At 70.1% G+C, this 14893-nt stretch carries 13 protein-coding genes; 7 read left to right on the top strand and 6 right to left on the bottom strand.

Annotation, left to right across the window (positions count from 1 at the left end; genetic code table 11):
- The 4 genes from ABZ749_RS13405 to ABZ749_RS13390 form a co-directional block, all read left to right on the top strand.
- Positions 1–921: glycosyltransferase family 87 protein (locus ABZ749_RS13405; protein ID WP_357227165.1), on the top strand; the 921-nt coding region annotated here is incomplete at its 5' end.
- A gap of 41 nt (positions 922–962) precedes the next feature.
- Positions 963–1595 carry a phosphoribosyltransferase gene (locus ABZ749_RS13400; RefSeq protein ID WP_357227162.1) on the top strand — a complete coding sequence of 211 codons (633 nt, stop codon included), beginning with the start codon at positions 963–965 and terminating at the stop codon, positions 1593–1595.
- Between the two features lie 22 nt (positions 1596–1617).
- The gene (locus ABZ749_RS13395; protein WP_357227160.1) at positions 1618–1998 is read left to right on the top strand and encodes a zf-TFIIB domain-containing protein; all 381 of its coding nucleotides are present in this window, start codon (positions 1618–1620) and stop codon (positions 1996–1998) included.
- A 104-nt stretch (positions 1999–2102) separates the two neighbouring features.
- The gene (locus tag ABZ749_RS13390) at positions 2103–2783 is read left to right on the top strand and encodes a maleylpyruvate isomerase N-terminal domain-containing protein (protein WP_357227157.1); all 681 of its coding nucleotides are present in this window, start codon (positions 2103–2105) and stop codon (positions 2781–2783) included.
- 23 nt (positions 2784–2806) lie between these two features.
- Here the strand turns inward: ABZ749_RS13390 and dnaB are convergent, their stop codons facing one another.
- A complete protein-coding gene (dnaB, locus tag ABZ749_RS13385) occupies positions 2807–5647 on the bottom strand; it encodes a replicative DNA helicase (RefSeq protein ID WP_357227155.1) in 2841 nt (946 codons plus the stop codon).
- Positions 5648–6028: 381 nt separating this feature from the next.
- On the opposite strand from dnaB, the gene ABZ749_RS13380 reads away from it, so the two are divergent.
- The gene (locus ABZ749_RS13380; protein WP_357227153.1) at positions 6029–7588 is read left to right on the top strand and encodes a hypothetical protein; all 1560 of its coding nucleotides are present in this window, start codon (positions 6029–6031) and stop codon (positions 7586–7588) included.
- A 110-nt stretch (positions 7589–7698) separates the two neighbouring features.
- On the opposite strand, the gene rplI is transcribed toward ABZ749_RS13380, so the two are convergent.
- From rplI to rpsF, 4 genes are all read right to left on the bottom strand, one after another.
- The gene (gene rplI / locus ABZ749_RS13375; protein ID WP_145778354.1) at positions 7699–8145 is read right to left on the bottom strand and encodes a 50S ribosomal protein L9; all 447 of its coding nucleotides are present in this window, start codon (positions 8143–8145) and stop codon (positions 7699–7701) included.
- Between the two features lie 14 nt (positions 8146–8159).
- Positions 8160–8441: a 30S ribosomal protein S18 gene (gene rpsR, locus ABZ749_RS13370; protein ID WP_051723758.1), complete on the bottom strand. Its 282-nt coding sequence runs from the start codon at positions 8439–8441 to the stop codon at positions 8160–8162.
- On the bottom strand, positions 8441–8977 hold the full coding sequence (locus ABZ749_RS13365; protein WP_181518404.1) for a single-stranded DNA-binding protein: 537 nt from the start codon (positions 8975–8977) through the stop codon (positions 8441–8443). The genes rpsR and ABZ749_RS13365 overlap by 1 nt, the downstream gene beginning before the upstream one ends.
- An 81-nt stretch (positions 8978–9058) precedes the next feature.
- A complete protein-coding gene (gene rpsF, locus ABZ749_RS13360) occupies positions 9059–9349 on the bottom strand; it encodes a 30S ribosomal protein S6 (protein WP_036391391.1) in 291 nt (96 codons plus the stop codon).
- Between the two features lie 628 nt (positions 9350–9977).
- Here rpsF and ABZ749_RS13355 point away from each other — a divergent pair.
- Positions 9978–10769 (top strand): deoxyribonuclease IV, encoded by a 792-nt coding sequence (locus ABZ749_RS13355; protein ID WP_357201849.1) that lies wholly within the window; start codon positions 9978–9980, stop codon positions 10767–10769.
- Complete coding sequence (locus ABZ749_RS13350) at positions 10766–13123, top strand: hypothetical protein (RefSeq protein WP_357227151.1); 2358 nt, start codon at positions 10766–10768, stop codon at positions 13121–13123. Before ABZ749_RS13355 ends, ABZ749_RS13350 begins: the two co-directional genes overlap by 4 nt.
- Positions 13124–13242: 119 nt before the next feature.
- On the opposite strand, the gene ABZ749_RS13345 is transcribed toward ABZ749_RS13350, so the two are convergent.
- Positions 13243–14748 (bottom strand): glycosyltransferase 87 family protein, encoded by a 1506-nt coding sequence (locus ABZ749_RS13345; protein WP_357227148.1) that lies wholly within the window; start codon positions 14746–14748, stop codon positions 13243–13245.
- Positions 14749–14893: the final 145 nt, after the last annotated feature.

Below are 14893 nucleotides of genomic sequence, written 5' to 3'. Positions count from 1 at the left end.
CAGCCCGGCATGGCGATGTTCGGCCTGCCCAGGGCGCTGCTCGACACCTGGTGGACCGACTCCCGGGTCTGGTTCGCTGTGGGCACCGCGCTGGCGCTCGCCCTGGCCGTGGCCGCCCTGCGCCGAACACCGGCCACCACGGGCGAGGCCACCACCGGCCAGGCCACCACCGGCCAGGCCACCCCCGGCGAGGCCACCACCAGCGAGGCCACCAACGCCGCGACCCGCCGACGGGACGCCGCCCTGCTGCGCGGTGTGCAGGCCGCCACCGTACTGCCGATCTGCGCCCTCACCCTCGCCACCGGCGGTGACGACCTACCCGTACTCGCGCTCTGCCTGCTGGCCCTCGCGTTCGCCGCCGCCGACCGGCCCGGCCGGGCCGGCGTCGCGGTCGGACTCGCCGGCGCGCTGAAGTTGTTCGCCTGGCCGGTCGCCCTGGTCCTGATCGTCTGGGGTCTGACCCGACGCGCCGGCACCCGGGTCGCCGTCGGCGCGATCGGGCTGCCCGTCGCCGCACTACTGCCGGCGCTGCTGGTGGACCGCGACGCCCTCACCGAGAACGTGCTGCGCTTTCCCCTCGGCCACGGGCTGGTCACCAGCCCCGCGCAGTCCCCGTTCCCCGGCTACCTGATCGCCAACGCGCTACCCGCGGGCCGGTTGATCGCCGCCGGGCTGCTGGTCGCCGCCGGACTGGCCATCGCCGTCCGGCTCGCCCGCCGCCCGCCCCGCACCGCCGTCGCCACCGCGCTGATCTGCGGGTACGGGCTGCTCGCCGCCATCGCCCTGATGCCGACCACCCGCTTCGGCTACCTGCTGTACCCGTTGGCCCTGCTGACCTGGGCCCCCGCCCTGCACCGCCCGGTCGACACACCGACCGCCACCGTTGCCGACGAACCCTCCGGTCGGAGCACTTCGGCCTAACTTCCGGGCGGAACGGCGCGTCAGGGCGTAGACCTGAAGGCATGACCACGTACCGCGACCGGGCCGACGCCGGCCGGGTGCTCTCCGAACGGCTCACCGCGCTCATCGGCGAACCGGACGTCGTCGTCCTCGGCCTCGTCCGGGGCGGCCTGCCGGTCGCCCGGGTCGTCGCCGAACGGCTCGGCGCACCACTCGACGTGCTTGTCGTCCGCAAGCTCGGCGTGCCGTGGGCCCGGGAGGTCGCCTTCGGCGCACTCGGGCCGGGCGGTGTCCAGGTGCTCAACGACCCGGTGGCCAGCCGACTCAGCAACGACGACATCGCCGAGGTCCGACACCGGGAGCAGGCCGAACTGGAGCGCCGGGAACGGCTCTACCGGGGCGACCGCCCACAGGTGGACCTCACCGGGCGGACCGCGGTGATCGTCGACGACGGCCTCGCCACCGGGGCGACCGCCCGTGTCGCCGTCGAGGTCGTCCGCCAACTCGGGGCACACCGCGTCGTGGTCGCGGTCCCGGTTGGCGCGCAGGAGGCGTACGAACTGCTCTCCGCCGAGGCCGACCAGGTCGTCTGCGCCCAACGCCCAGCGGACTTCGGCGCGGTCAGCGCCTACTACGACGACTTCCACGAGGTGACCGACGAAGAAGTCACCGAGGCGCTCACAGCAACTGCATAGGTCCACCAGGTACCGTCGGGCGATGAGTAGCCTTACCTGTCCCAAGTGTCGCGGAGAAATGCGCCAGTACGAACGCAGTGGCGTCGTCATCGACCAGTGCGGGGAGTGCCGAGGCATCTTCCTGGACCGCGGCGAGTTGGAGAAGCTGTTCGAGGCGGAGGCAAACTGGAGCCGCCAACAGACCGGAGGCGCGCCGGGCCAGCCCGCGCAACAGCCGGCCGGCTACCCACCCCCGCCGCCCCCGCCGCACCAGCCCGGTTACGGCACCGTACCGCCGCCCCCGCCGCCCGCCCACGGCTACCCGCCGCAGCCGGCCTACGGCCACCAGCAGCAGCACCACGGCTACCACGGCCACTACCGGCAGAAGAAGCGCAAGGGCTTCCTCGACGAGATGTTCGGCTGACCCCAGGCCGACCTTCCGCCCGGGTCGATCACGCGTCGACCCGGGCACACCGCCCCCGCCATTGATCGTTGGCGCGCGCCACGCTTCGTGCGAGGCTCAATCGCATGACCGCGATCCGACCGGACGAGGCGCTGGCCCAGGCGTACGACGGCATCACAGCGGTGGTCGGTCGCCTCGACGACTCCGGCCTGCAACAGGCCACCCGGTGCCGGGGCTGGCTCATCGCCGACCTGCTTCTGCACGTTCTCGGCGACGCCCAGCGGGCACTCGTCACCCTGGCCATCCCCGTCGACGGCCCCGCCGACGTCGACGACGTGAGCTACTGGCGCGACTTTCCCGGCGGCAACGACGACGAGGCTGCCCGCCATGCCTGGTGGGTCCGCCGCTCGGCTGCCGCCTTCGACCGTCCGACCAGGATCGTCGAACTCTGGCGGGACACCGCCCCGGCCGCGGTCCGCGCCGCCGCGTCAGCCGACCCTGACGGGTACGTGACCACCCAGGGACACGTGCTGCGCGTACCGGATTTCCTCGCCACCCTGACCACCGAGGCCGCCGTCCACCACCTGGACCTGACGCTGGAACTGCCCGACGCTCCGCCGCCCGGCCCACTGGCCGTACAGGTCGCGGTAGCGACAATGGACGGCCTGCTCAGCGACGACACAGTTCGACCCGCCGCCTGGGATGACAACGACTTTCTGCTGAAGGCCACCGGGCGCGTACCGCTGACCGACCGGGACCGGCTGGAGCTGGGTGAGTCGGCGGGCTGGTTCCCACTGCTCGGCTGACCGACGACAGGCTGCCGCGTCGGTCAGCCGATGGCCATGTCGACGAAGCGGGACAGGTGCAGCTGAGCCGCGACGGTCACCGTGTCGGTGGGCCCATTTCGATGCTTGGCAACAATGAAATCCGCCTCCCCGGCCCGCGGCGACTCCTTGTCGTAGTAGTCGTCGCGGTGCAAGAGGATGACGACGTCAGCATCCTGCTCAATTGAGCCTGATTCACGCAGATCGGATAGCTGGGGTCGCTTGTCGGTGCGTTGCTCCGGGCCACGGTTCAGCTGACTGACCGCGATCACCGGGCACTCGACCTCCTTGGCCAACAGCTTCAGGCCACGGGACAGGTCGGCGACCTCCTGCTGGCGGCTCTCGGTGCGCTTCGGTGAGGTCATCAGCTGGAGGTAGTCGACCACGATCATCTTGAGGTCGTGCCGCTGCTTGAGCCGCCGAGCCTTGGCCCGGATCTCCATCAGGTTCATGCTCGGCGTGTCGTCGACGAAGAGTGGAGCCTCGCTGATCTCGCCCATGCACCGGGCCAGCTTGGTCCAGTCGTCGTCGGAGAGCTGACCGCTGCGCAACACGTGCAGCGGCACCCGCGCCTCGGCGGAGAGCAGCCGCATGACGATCTCGACCTTGCTCATTTCCAGCGAAAAGATGGCTGCGGCCTGGTTGGCGCGAATAGCTGCATTTCGGGCAAAGTCCATGCTGGCCGTGCTGTTGTGGGTAGGGATCATCGCCCGGCTGGCCAAGTACAGGTGTTCGTCGTTATCGACGGTCACGCACCGCACCGGAACGCTGGGGACCGGCCGGACGTCGACGATGAACCGCGAGGTCGTTCGAACGTCGGAGGTGGTGCGGCGGCGTTCGACGTGCGCATCCTGCTTCCGCCTGAGCCGGAAAACGACATCCGGGGTGGAGAAGTTCAGGGTGTACGCGATCGACGACTCGGGCAAGCGGCCGCGCACCGGCTTCGCGTTGACAGTGCAGCGGTAGCCGAGGCTGACGATGAGTTCGCGTACGTCATAAGCCAGCCGCTTCGAAGTCGACGTGTACTGGAGGTTGCCGGAGGGGGCAACGGTCCCATCGGTGTCCATCAGCCCAGCCAGCAACGCCCTGCGCTGAGCCTCCGAGGCGCGCAGATAGACGCCCGGGATGCGCTTGCTCCCCGCCACCCCGACCTGACGCAGCAACCCGAGGAAGGAACCATTCCGGTGACGGCAGTCGGCACACTTCCTCGTCGCTGGATTCTCACGCAACGCCCTGGTGGAAGCGCCACAGTCCACGCAGACACCGTTCCCCGGAGCAACGGCCGTGGGCTGCAGCAGAATGGTGTAGACCATCGGGCCGCTGGGACGCACGACGAAGCCGTCCGCCTCGATGTGCGTAACCATCTCCGGATCTGCCGTGGTGAAGCGGCTGGCGCCGCTGTGCCCGTCACCGAGCCACGTCCCCAAGGTGTAGGGCGGGATCAGCAGCTCACGGTCCGGGAGTTGGATGGGAGCGCAATTTCGAACGGCGTGGTTGAGCCGGCGTTCGACAGTGTCGGTACGCAGCGTGGCCGCGATCTCGGCAGTGGTGACGACGCCGTCGTGGTCGGCCCGGCTGCCGGTATTGACCTCTCGTTCGGCTCGTTGAAGAAGCGCGCTTAGAAGCGGACCGGCCGGATAGCCCGGCGCGGTCCAGTTCCGTGGCTTTCCGCTACGGACGATGGGACGGCTGATCCGGCCAACCGATCCGACCTCACGGGCGACGGTGTGCAGGACATGCCGGAACTCCGGCCCGACCTGCTCAATCGTGTCGAAGAGCGTGATCGGCTGGTTCCCCAGGGAGCTCAGCCGCTCATGCGCCGCACGCACGTTGACCAACGACGATTCGGGCCAGTGCCGCCTCCTCTGCCGCGCCGGTTCCTGCCGCCTGATCGCCCGCGTGGTCGTCTTCCAGAGGTGCTCCGCGTCCGCCACGATGACGGTGCCGTCGGAGAACTCGACCTCATAGCAGGGACGGTCGTGCATCACGTCGAAGGCGTGTGTGACAGTGGTCGGTGTGCCGTCCGCGGCCAGTAGCTGATCGCCCGCCTCAACCTCGCCCATCGTGGTCCAGCCGTCCGGGGTCGGCAGTGGGGTGTCGAGCGCGAGCGCCTTACCCAAACCAGGCCTGCCTGCCACGATGATCAACTGTCCGGCGTGCAGGCCGTTGAGCAGTCGGTCCAGGTCGCTGAAGCCGGTCGGCACGCCGGTCATCATGCCGCCGGTCGCGCCCACCGCCTCGATCTCGTCCAGCGTCGGCTGCAACATGTCCGCGAGGATCGCGAAGTCCTCGCTGACCCGCCGTTCGGTGACGTCGTACACGGCCTGCTGGGCGAGGTCGACGACGTCGTCCACGTCGCGGCTGCCGCCGCTGGCGGTGCCGTAGCCGAGCTGCACGATCTTCGTGCCGGCCTCGACCAGTCGGCGTAGCACCGCCCGCTCGCTGACGATGCGGGCGTAGTACGCGGCGTTGGCGGCGGTGGGCACGCTGGCGATGAGTGTGTGCAGGTACGGCGCGCCACCGATGCGTACCAGATCCCCGGAGTCGGCAAGGGCCGCCGCGACCGTGATCGAGTCGGCCGGCTCACCCCGGCCGTAGATGTCGAGGATGATGTCGAAGATGGTGGCGTGCACCGGCCGGTAGAAGTCGTTGGTCTTGAGGATCTCGACGACATCGGCGATGGCGTCCTTGGAGAGCAGCATGCCGCCGAGGACGCACTGCTCGGCCGCGACGTCCTGGGGCGGGGTCTTGTCGAACTGGCCATCCCGCTGTGCGGGTGGCTGGCCTCCGCCGGAGCGTGGCTCTGCCCGCATGTCGTCGGTGACCGACACGGGTCCCCCCTCCACTGCGCCGGATCCAACCCCAGCTCTACTGCTGGGGTGCGACACGTCTCGTCCGACCGGGCCGGTCGATCGGGGGCCATCGCCGGCGGTCGAGGGCCAACCATACGGACCCCGAGGTCAGAGACTCAACAACGCCGGTGGACGAGCCTCGGGACAACCTGTGGATCCCGGTGGACAGCATGTGCGCAGCGTGTGCACAGCCTGTGGATAACCATTGGGGAATTCTCGACCATAATTCGTTGACCTGCGAAGACATACTCCCCAGCCTGTGGAGGAGAATATTTCGGTCGGGCCTGTGACACGATCGTCCCGTACTATCTCCAGCGAACGGCTACACCTGGACAGCGGATTCCGCTTTCGGTTCAGAAGGGTCACACTCCGGCCGTGAATTACCGGGACTGGGGACGCGGCGATGGCAGCCCGCGCGAGCGCCAGCCAACCGCCTCGTGGAGTGAGCGCGCGGCGTCTGTTCCGGTTGATCCGTACGACGAGGACGGGCGCTACCGCACCTCCAGCCGTCGACGTGCGTTGGAACGCGGCCAGGACGAGCCTGTCGACGCCTACCTGCCCCGGTGGGCGCTGGAGTCAGGGGTCCGGCACGCGGACGGCGCTGGTCGGCACGCGGCACCGGACGAGGACGAGGACGAGCCCGAGCGGCCGATCTCCGGGGCGGACCGACGGTCCGCCGAGTCGTCGGGTGGTCGGCGGCGGGGCAGCGAGCCGCGTCGACGGGAGCAGGCAGCGATCGGCCCGGCGCCAGACTCGGACCACACCCGGGAGTGGACGCTCGACCGTCCGCAGGACCAGGGTTATTCCGGCCGCCGACGGGCCGACGCAGGCGAGGACGAGCCAATCTCTGGTGCTGTCTCGGAGCGGCGTCCCCGCCGCGCGCCGGTTGGCCGTCCGCAGGTGATCTGGTCGGGCGGGGAGCCGGAGTCCCCCCCGAGCGAGCAGGTCCCGGACCAGGAGCCGAGCCGTCCCACCCGGCGTAGCCGTCGTGCGGCGGAGGAGTCCTGGTCCCGTCCGGCGGCCGACCAGTGGGTCCGCAGTTCGGAGCAGGTGGCAGAGCCGGATCCGTCGTACCCGCCTGCTGTGGACCCGTGGGACGCCTCGGGCGTGCACGCGTGGCCGCCGGCGGCCGGCGCGGACAGCGGGGACCTGAGCGGGCAGTGGTCGGCGGTGGAAAGTGTCGGCGGCTGGGAACGGTCGGACCGCACCGGCCAGTGGGAGCGGTCCGCGATCGAGGACGACCAGTGGGACCGTACGCTGGCGCCGCGCTCCGATCGCCCGGCACCTGCCGAGGGGTGGCCGAGCCGGGAGGACGGGTTCTGGTCCGGCACCCGGTTGGCTGATGACGACCCGCGTTGGATGGACCCGACGACGTCGGCGCCCCGGTCTCCGGTGGTGGGATACACCGCCCCACGGCCACGCAGCGCGCCTACGCCTGCGCCGCGTCCGGGCGCGCCGCGTCCGGGTACGCCCCGACGTAGGGCGGACCGGCCGGCGGTGGGCACGGCGTCGGTACGTCGGCGGGTCGAGTCGGCGGCCACGGGTGCCTGGGCGCGGCGCTTGGAGGACGACCTGCTCGACCCGGATCCGGGTGGGTCCGTCCGGCCTCTGCTGTATACGGCGGCCTGTTACCTGGTGCCGGCCATGCTGATCTTCGTTTGGCTGTTGACGTTGGACAGCCAGGCGCCGGCTGGTTGTGTGACAGACATCAGCGGGGGCGGGTGTGAGTCCGCCCGGTCCCGCGCGCTGGAGTCACTCCTGGCCGGTTCGCCGCGCTTCGGTCTGGCCCTGGTGAGCAGCCTGGTGGTGGCGGCCCTGCTGCGGCGGGTGGGTACGACCTGGCGCTCGGCGACCATCGCGGTGGCCGCCGCGGTGGTGGGCGGTGGCCTCTCCACGGTGTTGATCAGCGCGGTGACGGGCCAGCCCATCGGGTGACCCGTCGGCGGGCACGCCCGGCCGTGGCCCGGGTTGCCGCGTTGGACGACGTACGCACGAGAGCCCGCACCGATCGCTCGGTGCGGGCTCTCGTGGTGGTGTTGCGGACGTCAGCCCTGAACGACGTTCAGGTTGAACGACGCGGTCACCTCGGGGTGCAGCTTGATCTTCACCGGGTAGGTGCCGGTCGACTTGATGTGACCGGGCACCTCCAGCCGACGCCGGTCGAGGACCGGGCCGCTGGCCGTCTTGACGGCGTCGACGATCTCGGCCGGGGTGACCGAGCCGAAGAGTCGCCCGCCGTCGCCGGCGCGGACCTTCAGGTTGACCTTGAGACCCTCGAGCTGAGCCTTGACCTCGTTGGCGTGGTCGAGGTCGCGGATCTCGCGAGCCCCACGGGCCCGCTTGATAACCGTGACCTGCTTTTCCGCGCCCTTGGTCCAGGCGATCGCGAAGCCCTGCGGCAGCAGGTAGTTACGGCCGTAGCCGTTCTTGACCTCGACGATGTCGCCCGGGGCACCGAGGCCGGACACTTCCTGAGTCAGGATGATCTTCATATCGGTGCCTCCTCTCAGCGGGTGGTGGCCGTGTACGGCAGGAGCGCCATCTCACGGGCGTTCTTGACCGCGCGGGCGATCTGCCTCTGCTGCTGCGAGGTCACGCCGGTCACCCGACGAGCGCGGATCTTGCCACGATCGGAGATGAACTTGCGCAGCAGCGCGGTGTCCTTGTAATCGATGTAGGCGATCCCGTCCTTGTCGAGCGGGTTCACCTTCTTCTTCGGCTTGCGCAGTGCCGCAGCCTTGGCCGTTGCACGTGCTCCTGGTTTGCGATCGCGAGCGCTAGGCGCCATTAGAACGGTGGCTCCTCGTCAAAATTGGCGCCCGAACCGGCACGCGCGGGAGAGGGAGCGGCCGAAGCCCAGGGGTCGTCGAAGTTGCCTCCGCCGCCACCCTGGTTGCCACCACCACCGCCGCCACCGAAGCCGCCGCCACCGCCGCCGGAGCGGGACATCTTCTGCACCTTGGCCGTGGCGTAGCGCAGCGACGGGCCGATCTCGTCGACCTCAAGCTCGATGACTGTGCGCTTCTCACCCTCGCGGGTCTCGTACGACCGCTGACGCAGCCGGCCCGACACGATCACCCGGGCGCCACGCTGCAGCGACTCGGCGACGTGCTCGGCGGCCTGCCGCCACACGGTGCATGCGAGGAACAGCGGCTCGCCGTCCTTCCATTCGTTCGACGCCTTGTCCATGAAACGGGGCGTCGAAGCGACTCGGAACTTGGCGACCGCAGCCCCGGAGGGGGTGAACCGCAACTCGGGGTCATCGGTCAGATTGCCGATGACCGTGATGGTGGTGTCTCCTGCCATGACCATCTCCTCGCGCACTCAGCGTCTCGTCGTACAGGCTCTCAGAGCCCTCCGACAGAGTCGCGGAGGCTGATCCGGACGAACCGGGGGTTGGAAGGCTTAGCGCATTTCCGGTCGGATGACCTTGGTGCGCAGCACGGACTCGTTGAGCCGGAGCTGACGGTCCAGCTCGGCCACCGCAGCAGGCGTGGCCTGCAGGTCGATGACGGCGTAGATGCCCTCGGCCTTTTTGTTGATCTCGTACGCGAGGCGCCGGCGGCCCCACACGTCGGTCTTCTCAACCGAGCCACCCGCGGTCCGAATCACGTTCAGGTACGTGTCGAGCGACGGTGCGACGGTGCGCTCCTCGAGGCTGGAGTCGAGGATGACCATCAGTTCGTAGTGACGCAAGACGTGCTCACCTCCTGTGGGCTAAGCGGCCACGGTCCTTCCGTGGCAGGAGGTCTTGTGTCGCTGCCCGCACGCGCCGAGGGAACTCGGCCGGACGCGGACAACCTGACCAGGATACCCGGTCCCAACGATCATGCCCGGGGTGGTCGGGACCGGACCAGGACGAGCCGACGGGGGCCCACCGTCCGACCGTCAACCGGTCGGTGGTGAACCCCCGTCTACGAGGCCGCGGGGCGTCCGGTCCGCATTCCTTGGGTGGGACCTGGGGAGGAACGACCACACCGATGAGGTTGGACCGAAGACGCCCCGCGGAGCTTTATCGTGTTGTTATCTGACGATACAACAGCACTCGTACCTTGTAGGGGGGAAAAGCACAATTCTCCGAGATTCGTCGTTGCCCGGTACCCGTTGTGCGATGGGTCGCCCCCGCTGCGCCGGGCCGCGCCGCGGGGGTGACCTCGCTGTCGGCCGTCGACCGCCGGTCGCCGTGTGCGACGCTCGCGCCGCTGGCGGCACCGGGACGCTGGTCGCCGGTTCACACCCATCAACGATCGTCGGTCCCTCCGGTGACGCGACACCGCCCCGGCCGTCGCCTCGCCGGTCGGGGGCGCGACGTAGGCTCGCTCGCATGCGTATCGGAGCCCACGTCGACTCGACCGACCCGCTGGCGGAGGCGGCCGCCCGGTCCGCCGAGACCGTGCAGTTCTTCCTCGCCGACCCACAGGGTTGGAAGGCGCCCAAGCCTCGCGAAGATGCCGATCGGCTACGCGCCGCCGAGGTCGACCTCTACGTGCACGCGCCGTACGTCATCAACGTGGCCACACTCAACAACCGCATCCGGATCCCGAGCCGCAAGCTGCTGCTCGGGCACGCCAACGCCGCCACCGCCATCGGTGCCAAGGGCCTGATCGTCCACGGTGGGCACGTCAACGCCGGCGACGACCTGGCCGTGGGCTTCGACAACTGGCGCAAGACCTTCGCGTACGCGGCGGACTCCGGCGGTTTCGGCGTACCGGTCCTGATCGAGAACACCGCCGGCGGCGACAACGCCTGCGCCCGACGGCTGGACGCGCTCGCCCGACTCTGGGACGCCATCGGTGACTACGAGGTCGGCTTCTGCCTGGACACCTGCCACGCGTACGCGGGCGGCGAGGAGCTGCTCGGCCTGGTCGACCGGGTCAAGGCGATCACCGGGCGGATCGACCTGGTGCACGCCAACAACTCCAAGGGCGCGTTCAACTCCGGCCAGGACCGACACGACAACCTGGGCGGCGGGACGATCGACCCGGAGCTGGTGGTGGCGGTGATCCGGGCGGCCGGCGCGCCGGTGGTCGTCGAGACACCGGGCGGCGTGACCGGCCAGGCCGCCGACATCGACTTTCTGCGTGAGCAGCTCGGAGCGGAGAGCCCTGCGGCATGACGAGCGGACAGCCCGGGACCGGCAACGCGCGGCCCACCCCCACCGGCGCGGCCGGCGAGAGCCAACCCGCCACCACTGCCGCGGCCGGCACCCCCACCCAGCCGGCTCGCACCTCCGACACGGCCCCCGCCGGGACCATCGCGGACCAGTCCCCGCCTGTCGGCGGCGACACGACCGGAGCCACCCCGAACGGCGACGCCGGGGCAGACCGCGCGACGAGTGGTGCCGCCAGTAAGGACACGGCCCGGCACGGCGACAAGCAGGGCAACGCGGCCAAGAAGGACGACGCGGCCAAGAAAGACGCTGGCCAGGGCGGCACCGCAACCAGCGACAGCACCGCCACGGGCACCGACGCATCCGAGAACAGCGGCACGGTCGATGGCGCGGCCAAGGACAGCGGCGCGGCCAAGGACAGCGGCGCGGCCAAGGACAGCGGCACGACCAAGGACAGCGGCACGACCAAAGACAGCGGCACGACCAAAGACAGCAAACCGGCTAAGGACAGCGACCCGGCCAAGGACGTGAAGGCGGACGGCGCCGACGCTACGGACAAGGCCGACAGCGAGGCGAAGCCGGTCGGTCCGGAGCGTTGGGAGGCGTTCGCCTCCGCACCGGAGCCACGGCCCTCCATCTTCAGCCGGGCGGGTCGGGCGGTCGGGCGGTTCCTGATCCACGAGTGGACTCTGGCCGCCCTCGGCGCGTTGGCACTGGCCGTGTTGATGACCTGGCCGACGCTGCGCTATCCGCGCTACACCCTTCCGCAGGACTACTGGGACCCGAGCCTGCAAGCCTGGCAGATGGCCTGGTCCGGGCACATCCTGCTGGCCGAGCCGGCGCGGCTGTGGCAGTCCAACACGTTCTTCCCCGAGCTGTGGAGCTTCGCGTTCTCCGACACGCTGCTCGGGTACGCCCCGGCCGGGATGCTCGGCAGCGGTCCCGAGGACGCCGTGCTGCGCTACAACATCATGTTCGTGCTGGCGCACGCGCTCGCCACGCTCGGGGCGTACGCGCTGGCCCGACAGCTCGGGGCCGGCCGGATCGGCGCGGCCGTCGCGGGCGTGAGCTACACCTACGCGCCGTGGCTGCTGGCCCAGGCCGGGCACCTGCACGTGCTGTCGAACGGGGGCATTCCGCTGGCGCTGGCGATGCTGGCGCGCGGGCACGGGTGGTCGCTGCGACACGGCTACCGGCCGGAGCGCCGGCACGACGGTTGGGTCTACGCGGGTTGGCTGGTGGCGGCCTGGCAGCTCAGCCTCGGCTTCGGCATCGGGCTGCCGTTCGCGTACTTCCTGGCCGGTGCGGTGCTGGTCACTGCCGTCCTGTTCTTCGCGCGGCGGCTGCGCACCGGGCAGGCCGTTCCGTTCGGTCGCCGGTTGTTCGCCGCGGACGTGCTCGGCGGGGTGTTGTTCGCCGGCGTCGGCCTGCTGATGGCGTTCCCGTTCTTCAAGGTGACCGAGCTGCACCCGTACGCCGAGCGCACCATCGGCGACATCAGCCTCTTCTCGCCACCGGCATCGGGCTTCGTGACAGCACCCGGGGAGTCGCGGATCTGGGGTGGGCTGCACGAGGGTGCACGGGCAGCGCTTCCGTGGCACCCGGAGATGACCCTGCTGCCGGGCTTCGTGCTCTACGCGCTCGCCGCGGGCGGGTTGTTCTTCTCGGTCTGGCGGTTGCGGCACCGACTGCTGCTGCTCGCCGGGGTGCTGCTGACGATGGTCTTCGCGATGGGCACCCGTTTCTTCGACGGCACCTTCACCTACGTTCCCCTCTTCGAGCACCTGCCGGGCTGGAGCGCGTTGCGTACCCCCGGGCGGTTGATGCTCTGGACCACGTTGTTGCTCGGCCTGCTCGCGGCGGGCGCGGTCACCGCGCTCACCGACCGGGTCCGCGAGTTGACCGCGCAGCGGATTCCGTCGTGGCCGGGGCCGTGGCTGCGGATGGCCACCCTGCTGCCGTTGCTGCTGGTCACCGTCGAGGGCCTGAACACCACCCCGCACCCGGTGGTGCCGACCCAGCCGGCGGCGATGCGTTCGGCGGAGGGTCCGCTGCTGGTGCTGCCCAGTAATCAGAGCCTGGACCAGCACGTGATGCTCTGGTCGACCAGTGGGTTCCCCGACGTGGTCAACGGCGGGAGCGGCTTCACACCGCGCCAGCTCGACGATGTCCGTCGGGTGAGCCAGTCGTTCCCGGACCAGACGAGCATCGACTACCTGCGCACGCTCGGCGTCCGCACTGTGGTGCTGCTGCGCGGCCAGGTGGCGGGCACGCCGTGGGAAATCACCATCGACGCGCCGGTCGAGTCGCTCGGCATCAGCCGGCAGGAGGTCGGGGAGGCCGTCGTCTACCGCCTGTAAAGCTTCAGGGCGGGTTTTCGGGGGAGCCCACCCGGCTCCGGGCGGTCAGGCTTGATCCCTGCGCCGGACGGCCTCCCCCGAAAACCCTGACGTGGTGCCGGCCGCGGTCGGCTTGAGGGTCAGGTCGTGTGCACCGGTACGGGTGCTTGTTCGCTTCTCGCGGGGCGGCGCCAGCGGTCTATCCAGGGGGCGTCCGGGGCACCGTCGAGGACTCCGCCGTCCGGGTCGTCCGGGTAGGTGGCCCGCACCGCGTCCTGCTCAGGGTGCAGGATCTCCTTGACGACGAACACGCAGAGCACCACCACAGTGGCCAGTCGCAACGTCGAGGCCAGCACGAACACCCCTTCCGGGAAGACGGGCTTGCTGGTTGCCGCGCCGAGCAGTTCCCCGTAGAAGGCGACGAAGTAGCAGACCTCGGCGATCTGCCAGGCCAGGAACGCGCCCCACTTCGGCCGGGCGAGCACCACCAGCGGGAGCATCCAGAGCACGAACTGCTGCGACCAGACCTTGCTGAAGATCAGGAACGCGGCGACCACCAGGAAGGCGAGCTGACCCAGCCGGGGTCGGCGCGGTGCCCGCAGCGCCAGCACGGCGATGCCGAGGCACGCCAGCCCGAACAGTGCGTACGAGACGGTATTGAGGGTCGGGATGTTGGCGTTGAGCCACTCGAACGGGCCGAGGTTGGCGGGGTCGTTGCCGACCTTGCCGTCAAGGTAGCGCCCGATGTACCAGAGCGTGCCCCAGTCGATCGGCCGGGTGGTGTTCAGCTCGAAGAACCGGTCCCAGTTCTCCGGGTACGCCCGCGCGGCTGGCAGGTTCACCAGGACCACCGCCGCGACAGCCGTCCCGATGGCGGTGAGCGCGGCCCGAACCCGGTCGGCCCGTAGCGCCAGGATGAGGATCGGCCCGAGCAGGAACAGCGGCCAGAGCTTCGCCGCGCCGGCCAACCCGAGCAGCACGCCGGCCATCGCCGGTCGTTTTCGAGCCCAGGCAAGCAGGCCGAAGGCTGCCAGCCCGATGGCGAGCAGGTCCCAGTTGACGGTGGCGGTGAGCACCAGAGCCGGGGCGAGTGCGAACATCGCCGCGTCCCAGGGTCGTCGTCGGCGCAACGACAGGATCACCGCCACCGTGGCCACCGCGAGCGCGCCCAGCACCAGCGCGTTGAGGTTGTAGAACCACTGGCCCTGGTTGATGCTCGGATCGCCGTCACCGATGGCGTGCACCGGCAGACCCAGCGCCCCCATGAAGTAGCCGGTCAGCACCGGGTACTCGACCGGGTGGTCGCGGTAGGGCACCTTGCCCTCGTTGAGCCCTTCGGCGTAGTAGAGGGCGAGGACGTCGGTGTAGCAGAACCGGGTGTACTGGACGTTGTTCTGCCAGGCGCCGTTCTGGCAGGGCGATTTCTGCACCCAGTGCAGCGCGAGCGTGAGGCACACCAGCGCCAGCACGATCCGCGCGGCCGTCCAGAAACGATGCTCCCGACCGGCCGGCCGGTTCAGCGTTGTCGCGTGGTCGCCGAGCGGCCCGCCGATGACGCTGGAGATGCCGCGGACGAACCCGTCGGAGCGGGACGGGTGATCGGTGGTTCCGGCGTCGTCGATGCCGGGCGTCGACTGGGTGCTCATGAAGAGGCATCCTGCCGTACGACAGGGGTGCCCGTCCTGTCCCGGCGCGGACGCGGCCCGGTACGAGCCGCTGCCCTGGCCGGGCGAGGTGCGCAACATGGCGCTGGACACCAGGAAGGCGCGCGAGCTGCTCGGGTGGTACCCG

Source organism: Micromonospora sp. NPDC047753 (assembly GCF_040642735.1).
Lineage (GTDB): Bacteria > Actinomycetota > Actinomycetes > Mycobacteriales > Micromonosporaceae > Micromonospora.
Note: the sequence above shows the minus strand (reverse complement) of the source record. Positions and strands in the feature narration are given on the sequence as shown.

Bases quoted from the DNA above. Each gene is read 5' to 3' on its own strand.
- ABZ749_RS13400 (WP_357227162.1), top strand. From the start codon at position 963: ATGACCACGTACCGCGACCGGGCCGACGCCGGCCGGGTGCTCTCCGAA.
- ABZ749_RS13395 (WP_357227160.1), top strand. From the start codon at position 1,618: ATGAGTAGCCTTACCTGTCCCAAGTGTCGCGGAGAAATGCGCCAGTAC.
- ABZ749_RS13390 (WP_357227157.1), top strand. From the start codon at position 2,103: ATGACCGCGATCCGACCGGACGAGGCGCTGGCCCAGGCGTACGACGGC.
- rplI (WP_145778354.1), bottom strand. From the start codon at position 8,145: ATGAAGATCATCCTGACTCAGGAAGTGTCCGGCCTCGGTGCCCCGGGC.
- rpsR (WP_051723758.1), bottom strand. From the start codon at position 8,441: ATGGCGCCTAGCGCTCGCGATCGCAAACCAGGAGCACGTGCAACGGCC.
- ABZ749_RS13355 (WP_357201849.1), top strand. From the start codon at position 9,978: ATGCGTATCGGAGCCCACGTCGACTCGACCGACCCGCTGGCGGAGGCG.
- ABZ749_RS13350 (WP_357227151.1), top strand. From the start codon at position 10,766: ATGACGAGCGGACAGCCCGGGACCGGCAACGCGCGGCCCACCCCCACC.
- ABZ749_RS13345 (WP_357227148.1), bottom strand. From the start codon at position 14,748: ATGAGCACCCAGTCGACGCCCGGCATCGACGACGCCGGAACCACCGAT.